The sequence below is a fragment of the Serratia sp. TSO36 genome (assembly GCF_057808395.1).
On the sequence record NZ_JBJZOU010000012.1, the window covers coordinates 51,445 to 66,506 of the forward strand.

Annotated in this window: 14 protein-coding genes; 7 read left to right on the forward strand and 7 right to left on the reverse strand. The window is 61.1% G+C overall.

The genetic code is table 11. The annotated features are described in order from the left end of the window. Positions 1-7: 7 nt before the first annotated feature. On the reverse strand, positions 8-1,537 hold the full coding sequence (locus tag ACK3CV_RS09530; RefSeq protein WP_033637938.1) for a 3-hydroxyacyl-CoA dehydrogenase NAD-binding domain-containing protein: 1,530 nt from the start codon (positions 1,535-1,537) through the stop codon (positions 8-10). A gap of 335 nt (positions 1,538-1,872) precedes the next feature. Between ACK3CV_RS09530 and ACK3CV_RS09535 the strand changes: the two genes are divergently transcribed. From ACK3CV_RS09535 to ACK3CV_RS09545, 3 genes are all read left to right on the forward strand, one after another. Next, entirely contained in the window at positions 1,873-2,589 is a 717-nt protein-coding gene (locus ACK3CV_RS09535) for a LuxR family transcriptional regulator (protein WP_033637939.1), read from the forward strand. Between the two features lie 181 nt (positions 2,590-2,770). After that, positions 2,771-3,199 carry a universal stress protein gene (locus tag ACK3CV_RS09540; protein WP_033637941.1) on the forward strand — a complete coding sequence of 143 codons (429 nt, stop codon included), beginning with the start codon at positions 2,771-2,773 and terminating at the stop codon, positions 3,197-3,199. A gap of 177 nt (positions 3,200-3,376) precedes the next feature. Next, complete coding sequence (locus ACK3CV_RS09545; protein WP_033637942.1) at positions 3,377-4,057, forward strand: hypothetical protein; 681 nt, start codon at positions 3,377-3,379, stop codon at positions 4,055-4,057. 45 nt (positions 4,058-4,102) lie between these two features. Here the strand turns inward: ACK3CV_RS09545 and ACK3CV_RS09550 are convergent, their stop codons facing one another. The 5 genes from ACK3CV_RS09550 to ACK3CV_RS09570 form a co-directional block, all read right to left on the reverse strand. After that, entirely contained in the window at positions 4,103-5,116 is a 1,014-nt protein-coding gene (locus ACK3CV_RS09550; protein ID WP_060425613.1) for an Ldh family oxidoreductase, read from the reverse strand. A 19-nt stretch (positions 5,117-5,135) separates the two neighbouring features. Beyond that, complete coding sequence (locus ACK3CV_RS09555; protein WP_033646537.1) at positions 5,136-6,701, reverse strand: APC family permease; 1,566 nt, start codon at positions 6,699-6,701, stop codon at positions 5,136-5,138. Positions 6,702-6,745: 44 nt separating this feature from the next. Beyond that, a complete protein-coding gene (locus ACK3CV_RS09560; RefSeq protein WP_164140809.1) occupies positions 6,746-8,362 on the reverse strand; it encodes an aldehyde dehydrogenase (NADP(+)) in 1,617 nt (538 codons plus the stop codon). Between the two features lie 54 nt (positions 8,363-8,416). Further along, complete coding sequence (locus tag ACK3CV_RS09565; protein WP_033654192.1) at positions 8,417-9,337, reverse strand: dihydrodipicolinate synthase family protein; 921 nt, start codon at positions 9,335-9,337, stop codon at positions 8,417-8,419. 208 nt (positions 9,338-9,545) lie between these two features. Further along, entirely contained in the window at positions 9,546-10,400 is an 855-nt protein-coding gene (locus ACK3CV_RS09570; protein ID WP_033637947.1) for an AraC family transcriptional regulator, read from the reverse strand. Between the two features lie 389 nt (positions 10,401-10,789). Here ACK3CV_RS09570 and ACK3CV_RS09575 point away from each other — a divergent pair, with 389 nt between their 5' ends. From ACK3CV_RS09575 to ACK3CV_RS09590, 4 genes are read left to right on the forward strand one after another with little or no spacing between them, the layout of a single operon-like run. Continuing rightward, on the forward strand, positions 10,790-11,737 hold the full coding sequence (locus tag ACK3CV_RS09575; protein ID WP_033637948.1) for a 4-hydroxyproline epimerase: 948 nt from the start codon (positions 10,790-10,792) through the stop codon (positions 11,735-11,737). Beyond that, positions 11,737-12,861 carry an NAD(P)/FAD-dependent oxidoreductase gene (locus tag ACK3CV_RS09580; protein ID WP_164140811.1) on the forward strand — a complete coding sequence of 375 codons (1,125 nt, stop codon included), beginning with the start codon at positions 11,737-11,739 and terminating at the stop codon, positions 12,859-12,861. Before ACK3CV_RS09575 ends, ACK3CV_RS09580 begins: the two co-directional genes overlap by 1 nt. Next, a complete protein-coding gene (locus ACK3CV_RS09585) occupies positions 12,858-13,118 on the forward strand; it encodes a (2Fe-2S)-binding protein (protein WP_033637952.1) in 261 nt (86 codons plus the stop codon). Before ACK3CV_RS09580 ends, ACK3CV_RS09585 begins: the two co-directional genes overlap by 4 nt. Further along, positions 13,111-14,379 (forward strand): NAD(P)/FAD-dependent oxidoreductase, encoded by a 1,269-nt coding sequence (locus ACK3CV_RS09590; RefSeq protein ID WP_033637954.1) that lies wholly within the window; start codon positions 13,111-13,113, stop codon positions 14,377-14,379. The genes ACK3CV_RS09585 and ACK3CV_RS09590 overlap by 8 nt, the downstream gene beginning before the upstream one ends. 41 nt (positions 14,380-14,420) lie before the next feature. On the opposite strand, the gene ACK3CV_RS09595 is transcribed toward ACK3CV_RS09590, so the two are convergent. After that, positions 14,421-14,780 carry a hypothetical protein gene (locus ACK3CV_RS09595; RefSeq protein WP_033637955.1) on the reverse strand — a complete coding sequence of 120 codons (360 nt, stop codon included), beginning with the start codon at positions 14,778-14,780 and terminating at the stop codon, positions 14,421-14,423. Between the last annotated feature and the right edge of the window lie 282 nt (positions 14,781-15,062).

The window sequence follows — 15,062 nt, forward strand, 5'->3', positions numbered from 1 at the left end:
TGGATCCTTAAGGCGTGGTCGTCAGCGCCGGTTGCGCGGCGTGTAGAAGGGTGTAATGCGGCGCATAGCGTGCCGCGTGCAGCAGCTGCGCCAGGTTGCTCAGCGTCGTCCTGACGTTTTTCTCCCCCAGGCTATCGAGCCAGCCGAAAATGCCGTCGGCGTAGTTAACGCCGGCGACGGCGGCGACATCGATGTCTTCCCGGCTGCAGACGCCGCTTTCCACCATGATCACCGACTCGTTGATCAGGCTGCTGAGGACGCGGGCGACGATCAGCGCCGGGGAGTCCTTGATAAATTCAACCTGCGGGATTGCCGTGTGCAGCAGGCGTAAAAACAGCGCCTTATTGGCCGCAGAGGCGTGGCGGTTGTGCGCTGCCACCAGATACGCCGTGTCGGCGTAGTTCAGGGCGACATCGACCACAAAGGCATCCGCCGCCGTCAGCTCCGCCAACTGGCTCGCCGTGCGGCCATCGGTGACGCTGACGGTGAAAGCCTCATTGATCTGGACGGCCGGCCCCAGGCCCGGTAAGGCCGGCCGTTGCTCCACGCGCAGCCGTGGCCACTGAAGCGCGGCCCGCTGTTGCAACAGGGTAAAAAAAGGGTGTTCGCCGTAAACGCGCAGCGTCTCGACGTCTGCATCGGTGGCGGCCGTTACCGGTAAGGCGTTTTCTTCGGCGGCAAAATAGGAGCGGCCGTTCTTTTTCCCCAACAGACCGGCATCGACCAGCGAACGCTGCAGATGGCCGGGGGTATAGCGCGGATCGTATTGCATGTCCTGCCAGATTTGCCGGCTGACCTGATAGTTGATGTCCTGGCCGATAAAATCGGTCAGCTCGAGCGGCCCCATGCGAAAGTGCCCGCCGGCCTTGAGGGCGCGGTCGATCTGCGGGGCGCGCGCCACGTGTTCTTCCAACAGGCGGAACCCTTCCAGGTAGTAGGGGCGGGCCATGCGGTTGACGATAAACCCCGGCGTGGCCTGGCAGACGACATCGCGTTTCCCCAACGCGGCCACCAGCTGACGGCAACGTTCGGTGGTGGCGCGTGCGGTAAAGTAGGCCGGGATGATTTCAATCAGTTTCATCAGCGGCGCGGGATTGAAAAAGTGCAAACCGATAAACCGCTCGCTGTGCGTCACCGCGGTTGCCAGCTTGTTAAGCGACAGTGAGGAGGTATTGGTGGCGATCAGCGTGTCGGGCTTGACCGCCGCGGCGATGGCCGCCAGCACCTCAAGTTTGGTTTGCTCTTGCTCGGCGATGGTTTCTATCACCAGATCGCTGTCGGCGATAGTCTCAAACACCGAGGTGAACACCAGATTGGCCAGCACTGCGCCTTTATCCTGCAGCGCGATCTTGCCCTGTTCGACTTTCTTGTTCAGGTCTTGCGCGATATATTCGCGAGCCTGATTGAGGGTATTGCCGTTGCGATTATAAAGCACCGTGCGAATGCCTTTTTGCGCGAAAAGATAAGCGATGCCTCTGCCCATCGTTCCCGCGCCGATAATCGCAGCCGATTGAATTGCCGCATTACTTTCTGCCATAGAAAATCCCCGTCACTGTATGCCATGCGAAATTCGCAAATGCTTATTATCTCTTTGGATTTACGGCGGCACCGGGTGCCTGTCTGGAAAGTAATTGGCGGTGCCTTGGCTGTCTAACGGTAGAAATGACAGGTTTACGCGCCGAGGATATTATGCTATTCGCGTAGTTTTCCTGTGCGGCGCAATAAAAAGGCTTATTTTAAGGGGAATAGCTGTTTTCGTTATAGCGTTGGTATTTTTTATTATATGAAACGGCTACTGACGCCGGACGGCGATATTCTATAGTGAGTCTGACCTATCGATAAATCGGCATCGCTATCTGGAGAACCTGCGTTATGGATACCCGCACTCAACGGCTCATGGCGGAGGTGATTGGCAGCCTGGCCGATCGCGAACGTTTTCTGACGCAGCTGGGGCCCTGCGCTGAGGCGTTGGGGTTTGATTATTTCTCCTACATCGTGTTTTCCTGTTATCCGGCCAGCCGCCCCAAGATGCTGATCGAAGGGAATTTTTCAGCGAACTATCTCGAAGATTATCGGCGGCAGCGGGTGTATTTGCAGGATCCGGTTATTGAGCGCGCTCACCATTCCACGCTGCAGTTTCAGTGGGACGAAAGCTTTTATCACGAGCGGCCGCTGCTTTGGCGGCATATGGCGCAGTTCGGCCTGTGCGCCGGTTGGTCGCAGTCGGTCAAGGATTGCTATGGCCGGCTGGGGATCCTGACGTTTGCCGGCAAAGCGCTACCCGAGCAAACGCCGCAAGCGCGGGCGGCAAATGAAACCTTCTTCCTTTGGCTGGCGCAAACCGCCCATAAAACGCTGCGTGAAGCCTTGATCTCGGTGAACGACGACGCGATAAAAGATGTGCTGACGCTGCGCGAAAAAGACATCCTACGCTGGTGCAGCGAAGGGAAAACGGCGGAAGAGATCGCGCTGTTGATGGGGGTGAGCGAGCGCACGATCAATTTCCATATCGGCAACTCGATTAAAAAACTTTCTGTCGCTAATAAGACCGCCGCCACCGCCAAAGCGGTTTATTTGCAGCTGATTTAATCTTGAGTAATAAATAATTAAGTCCCTATCCGTTATCGGCGTGATGTTTATATTTTGTTAAATTAAGAACTGTCCTTATTCAGTATTTACCCCCCGATCACAAAAGCGTGATAAAGCGATTCACCGCCGCCGTGCGCGGCAGTATTCTGTAGGCACCCGGTTTACATAGAAAGGACGTGATATGTACAAGACTATTTTAGTGCCGATCGATATTGAAGAGGATCTGTTGACCGAGCATGCGCTGAAGCATGTGGAATATTTGGCGAAGCTGTCCGGCGCTAAAGTGCATTTCTTCCATGCGCTACCGGATGCCTCGGCGTTTGTTACTGCCTATTCGTTCGGTCTCAAGGAGTTTGAGAATCAGGCGGAAGTGAAGGCGGTGGATAAACTGAAGAAAATCATGTCGGAAATCGATCTGCCGTTGGATCGCCTCAATTACACCGTCAGCTTCGGCTCTGCACGCGATCAGGTGTTGGAACTGGCGGAAGAGATCGACGCCGATCTGATCATCATCGGTTCGCGTCGCCCGAGCGTGAAAACCTATCTGCTGGGATCTAACGCCGCCGCTATCGTTCGCCATGCCAATATTTCGGTAATGGTGGTCAGATAATCCGTCTTAAGCCCACCGTTTTCGGGCGCGTTCTGCGGTTGCCGGCCGGCAGCAGAGCGTGCCTGGCGCTTTATTGCCATCTCAGCCTGAGCTGCTACGATTTTAGCTGACGTTTTTATGCCAACCGGGCCACCGGCTTTGCGCATATTCTTCATTTCAGCCAGAAGAGGGGCAGCTATGCCATTAGAAGTCGATGGGATTATCAGAGGCGATCGGGGCAGTGAACCGAGCCGTTGGCAGCATGCGTCAACCAAGCCGCTTATTACGCTGACCTGGCATCACACCATTCCCTGGAACTGTTTGCGTAATGTCTGGAATGGTCTGGTGGCGGGGCAGCATTGGGACGCGCTGGATGAGTTTATGAACCTGATCGGTGTGCCAAACCGCGCCGAGGTGCTCAAACAGATCAAAAATAAAAATCTGCAGGATCGCGATGGATTACACACTCTGGTGACCTGGCAAGGATGGAATATCGTCGAGGGGCCAGGTAACGAATATCGCGCGCAGGGGGACGATCCCGGCGAAAACTTCGACGGTTGGTCGGGTAAGGGAATGAGCACTAATCAGCAAGCGACGCTGCAGCAGGTCAACGTGTTGTATCAGGTGATGGCGCCGTTGGGAAGCCGGGCGCTGGATGCCGCCAGACAGGCGCCGCCCATTACCGCTGAGGAAGCGGGCGTCTTGCAACGGACGATTAAGCAGACCCGCCCAACGTTGCGAGGAAAGGAACCGATCCGGTGGCAAGAAGATATGTGGCATCAGGTGCAGCCGGGTAAAGAGGCGAAACACTTTGCCCGCTGGGATACCAAACCGGTGTGGCGCAAGCGCCTGCACAGCGATCTGGCTCAGGCAGGATAAGCCTTTCCCCGCGCCGGGTTGCCGGCGCGGGGCATTAACCCGGCGCTAATCGCACAGCGCCACTATTTCGTCGTACAACGTCCTGGGGATTTCCACGCCGTATTGCTCGCTCTGGCGCCGCTGCCGATAACGGCGTTCGCCGGGGATGCGTGCGCCTTGCGCCTGCATATCGGCAAACATCGCCTCTGCTCCGGCGAAATATTTCGCCTTATCCGCACCGAGAAAACGCTCGGGATCCAACGCGATGATCAGCTCACCGCCGTAAGGCGACGAACCGGTGCCGTCGTCATAGGCCAGCGATTCCTTGCTGGTCATATCGCCGATCAGCGGCCCGGCCAACAATTCCACCATCGCTGCCAGCGCCGAGCCCTTATGCCCGCCGAAGGTCAGCATTGCCCCCTCCAGCACGCTGGCGGCATCGGTGGACGGATTGCCCGCCTTATCAATGCCCCAGCCTTCAGGCAGCGGGGTGCCGGCGCGGCGATGCAGTTCGATTTCGCCGCGCGCCGCCGCGCTGGTGGCCATGTCGAACAAAAACGGCGGCCGATCCGCACGCGGCCAGCCAAAGGCGATGGGGTTGGTGCCGAACAGCGGTCGCGAACCGCCGGCCGGCGTCACCCACGCGTGGCTGGGCGTGCAGGCCAAGGCCACCAACCCCTGTTCGGTCAGCGGTTCGATGTCGGCCCACAGCGCGGAGAAATGCACGCAGCGGTTGATCGCCAGCGCGGCGATGCCATTGGCGCGCACCTTCTCGATAAAGACCGGCAGAGCGGTGCGGTAGGCCAGCAGGGAAAACGCGCCGCCGGCGTCGGCGCGCAAGATGGCCGGCGCCAGGTCGAACAACCTGGGCATCGCATCGGCAGAAACCTTGCCTGCCCGCAGCGATCGCACGCAGCCCAACAGCCGGTATAGCCCGTGAGAAGCGCAGCCGTCGCGTTCGCCCTGGGTGACATTTTGCGCCACCGCCTCGGCATGCGCCTGATTGAAACCGTTGCTGCGCAGCGTACGCAACGCCAATTGATAAGCCTGTTCCAGCGACAGCACGTGCATGGATGTCATTTCGATGTCCTCCCCGAGTTCATTCTTCTTCATCGCCGATAAAATTGGCCTGGGGTAAACAGGTATAGGCGCCCCAGTAGTAAATCGCCAGCGCAATCACCGCCATGGTGAGGGTGTCCCACGGGTGGGCAATAGCGCCGATGCCGCCAAAGCTGCTGAGATAGGAAAGCCCGATCACCAGCGCATAGAAGACGATCAGCCACAGCGAGGACCAAATTTGCTGCCGGAGGCTAACGGCATGGGTCGGCACCTGATTCTTGAACAGGATGTAGATGAAGAACATCAGGATCTGCAAGCCGAGCAGCCAGGAGACGGTGTCCCAGCCGGACCAGAAGACGATCAGCGCCGAAATGATAAACGACAGCGGGCCGAGCACGCAGAAACCGCGCACCCGGAACGGACGCGGCATATCGGGCGCATTGCGCCGCAGCCCGGCGGCGGTGACCGGGGCGATGGCGTAGCTCAGCACCAGGGCGGCGGATACCACGCCGATCAGCTTTTCCCACGACGGGAACGGCAGCGTCCAGAATACCGAGAGAGCGAAGGTCAACCACAGCGCCGGGCGGGGGATGCCGGAGTCGCCATCCACCCGGGTGAACAGTTTGAAGAAGGTGCCGGCGCGCGCCCAACCGTAGATCACGCGAGGCGTGGCGTTCATATAGATGTTGCCGGTGCCGCTTGGCGAAACGATCGCGTCGCTGACCACCAGAAACGCCAGCCATCCCATGCCGAGCGTGATGGCGATGTCGCGGAACGGCAGGGAGAACTGTTGGCTGATGCCGGCCCAGCCGCCGCTCAGCATCTCGCTGGGGATACTGCCGAGAAACGCTATCTGCAGCAGCACATAGATGATGGTGGACAGCACCACCGACAGGATCAGCGCGATGGGAATGGTGCGCTGCGGCCGTTGCACCTCGCTGGCGACCGAAATGATCGGCGTCAGGCCGAGGTAGGCAAAGATGATGCCGCCGGCGGAAATGGCGGCCTCAACGCCGGCGGAACCGAAGGGGGCAAAGCCCTGGCTGTGCAGGTTTTCCGGTTTGAAAAAGCTGAACAACACCACGATCACCAGCAGCGGCACCAGAAACTTCAGCACGCTAATCAGGTTATTGGATTTAGCGAAAGTTTTGACGCTGTAATAGTTGAGCGCGAAGAAAAAGCACAGCAGCGCCAACTGCACCAGCCAGCCGACCGGCGTCGGGTCGCCGGAACCCGGCTGGCTGAGGAACGGGAACCAGGCGGCGGCGTACTGCCGGGCGGCGACGACTTCGATGGCAATCAGGCTGGAGAAGGCGATCAGCGTGATAAACCCCAGCAGATAACCCATCAGTTCGCCGTGCGAGAACACCGGATAGCGAATGATGCCACCGGCGCGCGGCAGGGCGGCGCCCAGCTCGCAGTAGACGATGCCGAGCAGCAGCACCGCCAGGCCGCCGATCAGCCAGGAATAGATGCCGGCCGGGCCGGCGATGGAGGAGACATGGCTGGCGGCGAACAGCCAACCGGAGCCGAAGATGGCGCCCAGACCGATGAACGTCAGATCGGTGAGCGTAAGCTGCTTCTTGAATTTGCCTTGGGTTGTCATGGTATTACCCTTTTGTTATTGAGTGGCAGGCAGATGCGGCCGGGCTAATTTTGGGCAGGTGAAACCAGGGGATCTCGGGTGTAAACGCCGTTCACCAGCCGCAGTAGGTTGAGCGGGTTGGCGTCCTGCAGCGCCGGCGGCAACAGCGCTGCGGGGGTGTTTTGCAAACAGACCGGCCGCAGGAAACGCTCGATGGCCAGCGTGCCGACCGAGGTGCCGCGCGCGTCGCTGGTGGCCGGATAAGGGCCGCCGTGCACCATGGCGTCGCACACTTCCACCCCGGTCGGATACCCGTTGAACAGCACCCGACCGGCTTTGCGCGCCAACAGGGTCGTCAGCCCGGCGGCCATCGCGAGATCGTCGTCGTCCGCCAGCAGCGTGGCGGTCAACTGGCCTTGCAATGCCGCCAGCGCCGCATGCAGCTGCGCTTCGTCATCCATCGCCACCAAGATGCTGACCGGGCCGAAGACCTCTTGTTGCAGCAGCGGGTCGGCCTGCAGCAGCAGCGCCCCCTCCGCCTGATAAAGCTGCGCCGCCGCGCGAAGAGCGGGCGTTTCGCTACGGCCTGCCAGACGCCGCATACCCGGGTGGGCATCGAGGGCCGCCAGCCCGTGACGGTAGTGCTCCAGCGTGCCGGCATTCAGCATCGGCTGCGGCTCGGCGGCGTTGACCAGGGCGCTCATCGTTTCGGTCAGCCGATCGAAGGCGGCGCCGCACAGCGCGACGATCACGCCGGGCTTGGTGCAGAACTGACCGCAGCCGAGCGTGAAGGAAGAGACCAATTCCTGTGCGATGAGCTGCTCGCGCCGCGCCAGCGCCTTGGGCAGGATCACTACCGGGTTGATGCTCGACATTTCGGCGAAGACCGGGATAGGTTGAGGGCGTTGCGTCGCCAGATCGAAGAGCGCCCGGCCGCCTTGCAGCGAGCCGGTGAATCCCACTGCCTGAATCGCCGGGTGTTGTACCAAATCGGCCCCCACGCGGTTGCCGAAGATCATGTTGAAGACGCCAGCGGGCATCCCGGTGCGTTCCCGTGCGCGCTCGATCGCCTGAGCGGTCAGCTCCGCGGTGATCATATGGCCGCTGTGCGCTTTGAACACGATCGGGCAGCCGGCGGCGAGCGCGGCGGCGGTATCGCCGCCCGCGGTGGAAAACGCCAGCGGGAAGTTGCTGGCGCCGAAGACCGCCACCGGGCCGAGCGCCGTACGGTATTGACGCAGATCGGGGCGCGGCAGGGGGGAACGCTGCGGCAGCGCGCAGTCGATGCGCACGCCCTCGACGTCGCCGCGCCGCAGCAGCGTGGCGAACAGCCGCATCTGGCCGCTGGTTCTGGCACGTTCGCCGCTCAACCGCGCCTGGGGCAAGGCCGTTTCCTGCATGGCGAAGGCGAAGAAAACATCATCCAACGCGTCTAACTCCTCGGCGATGGCGTCGAGAAAGTTAGCGCGTTGTTCCGCGCTGAGCTGCGAATAGGGCGCAAAAGCCGCGGCGGCGGCTTCGGCGGCGGCGGCGGTTTCTGCCGCCGTGGCCTGGTGGAAGCGGTAACCGGTCGGCTGACCGTCGTCGGCGCGCAGGCTGAGCAGCGCCGCTTCCCCTTCGGCGCGGCGCTGGCCGCCGATAAATTGTTGGCCGCTGATGGCGGCATAGCGAGCGTTGGGCATCGGTTCCCCCGGTAGAGAAAGCATGACGCCCGGCATGGCCGGGCGGTGAAGGCGTTACAGGCCGACGTTCGGCAGCGCCGGGCGAGTGGCCAGCGCTTTATCGATCATGGCGTTGATCTCGCTGAGCGTTTCCCCCTGCAGCGCCAGGCGCGGCGGACGAGTGACGGCGCTGCCGCGGCCGACTCGCTGCTCGCAAAGCTTGATGCACTGCACCAGGTCAGGGCGGGCATCGAGGTGCAGCAGCGGCATGAACCAGCGGTACAGCGCCAAGGCTTCCTCATAGCGTTTTTCCTTCGCCAGCCGGAACAGGGTTTCCCCTTCGCGCGGGAAGGCATTGGACATGCCGGAGATCCAGCCTTGCGCGCCGACGGCGATGCTTTCCAGCACCACATCGTCCAACCCGGCGAACAGCACGAAGCGATCGCCGACTTCGTTGCGCAGATCGATAAAGCGGCGGGTGTCGCCCGACGAGTCTTTGAAGCACACGATGTTCTCGCAGTCGACCAGCGAGGTCAGGATGTCGGGCGTGACGTCATTTTTGTAAATAGGAGGGTTGTTGTAGACCATGATCGGCAGATCGGTCGCGCCGGCGACGCTGCGGAAATGCGCGGCGGTTTCGTGCGGCTTGGCGGAGTAGACCAGCGCCGGCATCACCATAATCCCGTCGACGCCGGCCTTTTGCGCTTCACGCGCCATATTCTGCGCGAAGGCGGTGGTGAACTCGGCGATGCCGGCGATCACCGGCACTTTACCGTCGGCGGCGTCTCTCGCCACTTCGATCACCGCCAGCTTTTCCTGCACCGTCATTGAGGTATTTTCACCGACGGTGCCGCACACCACCAGGCCGGAGACACCGTCGCGCACCAGGTTTTTGATCACCGTATGAGTGGCGTCGAGATCCAGAGAGAAATCGTTGCGGAACTGGGTCGTCACCGCCGGGAATACGCCGCTCCAGCTTATGGCTTTATGGCTCATCGTGTTTGTCCTGTCGTCCGTAAGTGTTAATGAAAAGTGAATCTTTGGTAAGGCTCACCGACAGATTGACCGGTATTGCGCAGGGAGGCTTGACGCTTTTCGCCGATTGCCGCGACGAAATTGGCACAATGCCGGCGGAACGCGGGCGTGAAAAATCCGGGCGCCGGCGCACCGTGAAAAGAGGGGGGTAACCAGATAAATCAGCGCGTTAAGCGGAAAGCGTCAGGCGGAAATCGCGCGGCGTGGAGCCGGTCATCGCTTTGAACTGACGGCTGAAGGCGCTGTGATCGGTGTAGCCGCACTGCAGCGCGATGTCGGTGATCGGCAGATCGCCGGCCAGCAGTTCAGTGGCCTTTTCCAGCCGCACTTTATGGATCATCTGGCGCGGGGTGAGGTGGAAGATACGTTTGCAGTAGCGTTCGATCTGCGCCACCGACAACCCGGTCAGCGCCGTCAGCTCCTCAAGCGCGATCGGCCGGGCATAGTGGCGGCGGATGTGTACGTCGATCGCCGCCAGCCGTTGGTAGGCCGGGTGATTGGCCCTGGCCTCCTGCAGATCGTGAGAAATACCCGCCATACCGATGATTTTTCCCTGTGCATCATACAGCGCTAGCTTTTGCGTCAGGCACCAGCCGGTTTCTCGGCCGTTGTACAGGTGCATTTCCAGCTGATCCTGGATCAGCACGCCGTGGCGCAATACCCGCAGATCCTGCTCGGTATAGCCGGATCCGAGCTGAGCGGGAAAAACGTCGGCGGAGGTTTTGCCCAGCAGCGGCGTGACGGTTTTGAAACCGCAGCGCCTGGCCAGCGTCAGGTTGGCCAGCAGGTAGCGGGCCTGGGCGTCTTTGATAAAGAACACCACGTTGGGGATCGCGTTCAGCAACGGCGCGATCAGCGCCAGCGTATTCAGCAGATCGCGCAGGTTGTTCGGGCGCTGCTGCGCCAGCCCGTCGCACAGGCGCGACAGATGTTCGACGGCAAAAACGTCCTCCTGCTCCGGCAGCCCCACGAGTGAAGGCGGCGAGAGAGAAACCGGAGGCTGATAGTCTGAAGTGGATCTCATAGCAGTCCCTTTTCGGTCGTTAGCCGGGAAAACAGGCGGGTCAGGTTGATGTCTTCGCATCAATATTAACTTTTCTGTAACGAATCAAGCGCTATTTCCGGCCACCTGCCAAATATGCGGATTGCCGCATACTTTTGCCGGACGGCGCGTGGCGGTTGCTTGAAAACTGCGGCGTTTCTCGTCATGCGGAGATTTAGCATGAAAGTAACTCCATGATAAATAAGTTATTGTTATGGCATTCGTTAATATCATGCCCGCAACGCGTCAGGCCTGACTTTTGTCACTATGCTGATTTCTTCATTCGCCGCGCCGAAACGCATCAAGCCGTTAAGCCCACATTCGTTCAGGCTAACGCCATTGGTAACATCTCATTAACTCAGGAGACGCCGATGGCACTTTCTGCGCATATCACCGCTTTGCGGGCGATCGATTCTCATACCGGCGGAGAGCCGACCCGCCTGATCGTGGAAGGTTTTCCCGATCTCGGCGTGGGCAGCATGGCGGAACGGCGGGCGCGCTTCGCGCAACATTATGATGATTGGCGCTGCGCGGTGATGCTCGAACCGCGCGGCAATGACGTGCTGGTGGGGGCGTTGCTGTGCCGACCCTGCTCGCCACAGGCCACCGCCGGGGTGATCTTCTTTAACAACAGCGGCTATCTGGGCATGTGCGGGCACGGCACTATCGGGCTGATCGCTTCGCTGGCGCACCTGGGGCGCATCCACGCCGGGCGCCATCTGATAGAAACCCCGGTCGGCCCGGTAAACGCCACGCTGCACGAGGACGGCAGCGTAACGGTAGAGAACGTGGCGGCTTATCGTTACCGCCGCCAGGTGCGGCTTGAGGTGGCGGGTTACGGGCCGGTGACCGGTGACATCGCCTGGGGCGGCAACTGGTTCTTCCTGATCGGCGAGTCGCCGTTGTCCATCGATAAACAAAATCTGGAGGCGTTGACCGCGTTCACCTGGGCGGTGCGGCAGACGTTGGAACAGGCGGGCATTCACGGTGAAGACGGCGGAGCGATAGACCATATCGAACTGTTCGGTGACGATCCGCAGGCCGACAGCCGCAGCTTCGTGCTGTGCCCCGGTAAAGCCTATGATCGTTCCCCGTGCGGCACCGGCACCAGCGCCAAACTGGCGTGTCTGGCGGCGGACGGCAAACTGCCGCCGGACACGCAGTGGCGGCAGGCCAGCGTGATCGGCAGCGAATTCCAGGCCTATTATCGTTGGAACGGCGATCGCATTGCCCCCTTTATTCGCGGGCAGGCCTACGTGTGCGCCGATAGCCAGCTGCTGCTCGACGAACGCGATCCCTTCGTCTGGGGAATACGCTGATGGGCGCCGAGCGGGGAGCCGATGTCATCGTGGTCGGCGCCGGCATCATCGGCGCCGCCTGCGCCTGGTGGTTGGCGCGGGAAGGCTATCGCGTCTCGGTGGTGGACGATCGCCGCGCCGGCGCCACCGCCGCCGGCATGGGGCATCTGGTGTGCATGGACGATAATCCGGCCGAGCTGGCGTTGAGCGCTTATTCGCTGCGGTTATGGCGTGAAGTGACGGGGCGCATGCCGCAAGCGTGTGCCTGGCGTGGCTGCGGAACGCTATGGCTGGCGGATAAAGCGGATGAAATGGCCATCGCTGAGCAAAAGCGGGGGCGGCTGGCGGAGCAGGGCGTGGCCGCGGAATTGCTGACGGCGGAACAGATCGCCGCCATGGAGCCGATGCTGCGGCACGGCCTGGCCGGTGGGCTGCGGGTGCCGGGCGACGGCATTCTGTATGCGCCGCTCGCGGCTCGCTGGCTGTTGGCCGACGGTGGTGCGGCAATCGACGTGGTGCACGGCGAAGCGGCAGCGCTGGAAGAGGGCGCCGTGCGGCTGACGGACGGCAGGCGCCTGGCCGCGCCGGTGGTGCTCCTGGCCTGCGGCCTTGGGGCCAATGGCCTATTGCCGCAGACTTTGCTGTACGCCAAAAAGGGCCATCTGGCGATCACCGATCGCTACCCGCCGCGGGTGCGGCATCAACTGGTGGAGTTGGGGTATGGGGCCAGCGCGCATGCCAGCGACGGCACGTCGGTGGCATTCAATGTGCAGGCACGGCCCACCGGGCAATGGCTGATCGGTTCTTCTCGCCAGTTCGGCGCCGTCGATTCGGCGTTGGACATGCCGCTGTTGGCGGCGATGCTTGCGCGTGCGCAGCATTTCTTGCCCGCACTGGCGCAGATGAACATCATTCGCTGCTGGACCGGGCTGCGCGCCGCCTCCGCCGACGGGCTGCCGCTGTTGGGCGCGCATCCACGGCATTCCTGGCTGTGGCTGGCACTGGGGCACGAGGGATTGGGCGTCACGACCGCCCTCGGCAGCGCTGCGCTGATCGCTGCGCAGATCGGCCGGCAAACGCCGGAGATTGACGATTCCCCGTATTTGGCGGCGCGGGCGTTTGCCGCCGAGGAGCTGCCTGTATGAATGAAAGACAAAACACGATCACGTTGAGCATCGATGGCGAGCACCGGCGGGTGCCGGTTGGTCTCAGCGTTGCTGCGGCGCTCAGCCTGTGCGGCGACGATCGTTGTCGGTTGTCTGTTTCACATCAACCGCGCGCTCCCTTTTGCGGCATGGGCGTTTGTCAGGAGTGCCGGGTGACCATTAACGGTCTGCGTCGCCTGGCGTGCCAAACGCTGTGCCAAGCCGGCATGCGCATTGAGAGGAGCGATGATGAGTAACTTAGACTGTGAGGTGCTGATCGTCGGTGCCGGGCCGGCCGGCATGGCGGCGGCGCTGGCCGCGGCGGAAAGCGGTGGCCAGGTGCGAATGATTGATGATAATCCGCATCCCGGCGGGCAAATTTGGCGCGATGGGCCACAAGTGGTTTTGCCTGAAACGGCGAACCGCTATCGGCAGGCGGTGGCGACGAAGGAAAATATTGCGCTGCAGCCCGGTTGCAAGCTGGTGGCGCAGTGTGGCGCTAACCGATTGGCATATGAAGACGCCGAAGGCTGCGGCGTGATTCGCTATCAAAAGCTGATTCTATGCAATGGCGCGCGTGAACTTCTGTTGCCGTTCCCAGGCTGGACGCTGCCGGGGGTGACCGGCGCCGGTGGTCTACAGGCGCAAATCAAGCAAGGGCTGGCTATCCGCGGCGAACGAGTGGCGATAGCCGGCAGCGGGCCGCTGCTGTTGGCGGTGGCGAACAGCGTGAAACAGGCCGGAGGCGAGGTGGTGCTGGTGGCTGAGCAGGCGCCGCTTTGGCGGTTGGCGGCGTTCGCCGGCGGCCTGTGGCGTTGGCCAGGCAAGCTGCGTCAGGCGCTTTCTCTGATGCCGCATCGTTACCGTGCCGGTAGCCGGGTGCAGGCGGCGTTGGGGCAAGAACGTTTAACCGCGGTGCGCGTCAATAACGGCGGGCGGGAAAGAACGATCGCCTGCGACAGGTTGGCCTGCGGTTTTGGTCTGGTGGCGAACATTGAGTTGGCGATGCTGCTGGGGTGTCGGATAGAACACGACGCCGTAGCGGTGGATCATTGGCAGCAAACCAGCCAAGTGCAAATTTTTGCTGCCGGGGAATGTACCGGCATCGGCGGCAGTGAATTGGCGCTCACCGAGGGCGCCATTGCCGGTTATGCTGCCACCGGGCAACGGGAAAAGGCGGATCGCCTGGCGGCGCAGCGGCGGCGATGGCAGCGTTTCGCCACGGCGGCGGCCAGTGCCTTCGCTCTCGATGAGCGTTTGGATTCGCTGGCCAAACCACAAACGCTGCTGTGCCGCTGTGAAGACGTCATGCTGGAACAGATGCGTCATCAGCCGGATTGGCACACGGCCAAGCTGGGCAGCCGCTGTGGCATGGGGGCATGTCAGGGTAAAGTCTGTGCGACGGCGGCGAGGCAGCTTTTTGGCTGGCCTTTGCCGCCGCCGCGTGTGCCTTTAACGCCGGTCAGAGCGGAAACGTTGGTTGCGCTGGGGCTGCTTGGCGATGACGACGACGGCTGAATGGGTTAGCGGGCATTCCGCACCCGGCAAACGCCGCTATATCACCATTGCGGCCAATAGTAGGTTTTCTCTCGCCAGCCTTTGCCGTACATGCAGGCTTCGATGGTGGCGTCTCGTGCGGACTGATTACGATCGGTTTGCACTGTTTTAATCGACGGTTCCTTGTCATAGCGGTATCCCGATGGACAGTCTTTCTTATTTTTCTCGCAAGGAATGTATTTGTTTTCGTAGCTGAACTCCACGTCCCGCACCACGTCCGGCGGAAAACGTTCGTAGCCGCGACTGCGGCATTCGGCATATTCGGCATTTCGGGTACTCTCAACCGCGCCGGGCCTTTCCCATTGGGTGCAGGCGGTCAACATCAATAACGGCAAGGCAATCAAACAACGGCAATTCTTCATGGTGTCCCTAACTCTTTCTCTATCCTGAGGCTCGCTGACTAGGAATGTTCCTAACCGGTGAGGTAGGGAAGTGTAATAAACTGGCGCAATAATTGGAAATGATAATGGTTATTGTTTAGGTATGATTGAGGAAGTGCCGCTTTGAGAGAGGATGTGGTGCATTGAGTGAAGTCTGTAGGAAGCGGCGACCTCATGGCGAGGGTAGGCCGATGTGGCGCTGGTTTTATTCATTCTCTTTTTGCCGCAAGGATCCGAGCATCATTGCATCGTTATGAGTAGAGA

Coding starts and splice junctions, on each gene's coding strand:
- ACK3CV_RS09560 (WP_164140809.1), bottom strand. CDS start 8,362: ATGCCCAACGCTCGCTATGCCGCCATCAGCGGCCAACAATTTATCGGC.
- ACK3CV_RS09545 (WP_033637942.1), top strand. CDS start 3,377: ATGCCATTAGAAGTCGATGGGATTATCAGAGGCGATCGGGGCAGTGAA.
- ACK3CV_RS09540 (WP_033637941.1), top strand. CDS start 2,771: ATGTACAAGACTATTTTAGTGCCGATCGATATTGAAGAGGATCTGTTG.
- ACK3CV_RS09565 (WP_033654192.1), bottom strand. CDS start 9,337: ATGAGCCATAAAGCCATAAGCTGGAGCGGCGTATTCCCGGCGGTGACG.
- ACK3CV_RS09570 (WP_033637947.1), bottom strand. CDS start 10,400: ATGAGATCCACTTCAGACTATCAGCCTCCGGTTTCTCTCTCGCCGCCT.
- ACK3CV_RS09530 (WP_033637938.1), bottom strand. CDS start 1,537: ATGGCAGAAAGTAATGCGGCAATTCAATCGGCTGCGATTATCGGCGCG.
- ACK3CV_RS09580 (WP_164140811.1), top strand. CDS start 11,737: ATGGGCGCCGAGCGGGGAGCCGATGTCATCGTGGTCGGCGCCGGCATC.
- ACK3CV_RS09550 (WP_060425613.1), bottom strand. CDS start 5,116: ATGACATCCATGCACGTGCTGTCGCTGGAACAGGCTTATCAATTGGCG.
- ACK3CV_RS09595 (WP_033637955.1), bottom strand. CDS start 14,780: ATGAAGAATTGCCGTTGTTTGATTGCCTTGCCGTTATTGATGTTGACC.
- ACK3CV_RS09555 (WP_033646537.1), bottom strand. CDS start 6,701: ATGACAACCCAAGGCAAATTCAAGAAGCAGCTTACGCTCACCGATCTG.
- ACK3CV_RS09535 (WP_033637939.1), top strand. CDS start 1,873: ATGGATACCCGCACTCAACGGCTCATGGCGGAGGTGATTGGCAGCCTG.
- ACK3CV_RS09585 (WP_033637952.1), top strand. CDS start 12,858: ATGAATGAAAGACAAAACACGATCACGTTGAGCATCGATGGCGAGCAC.
- ACK3CV_RS09575 (WP_033637948.1), top strand. CDS start 10,790: ATGGCACTTTCTGCGCATATCACCGCTTTGCGGGCGATCGATTCTCAT.
- ACK3CV_RS09590 (WP_033637954.1), top strand. CDS start 13,111: ATGAGTAACTTAGACTGTGAGGTGCTGATCGTCGGTGCCGGGCCGGCC.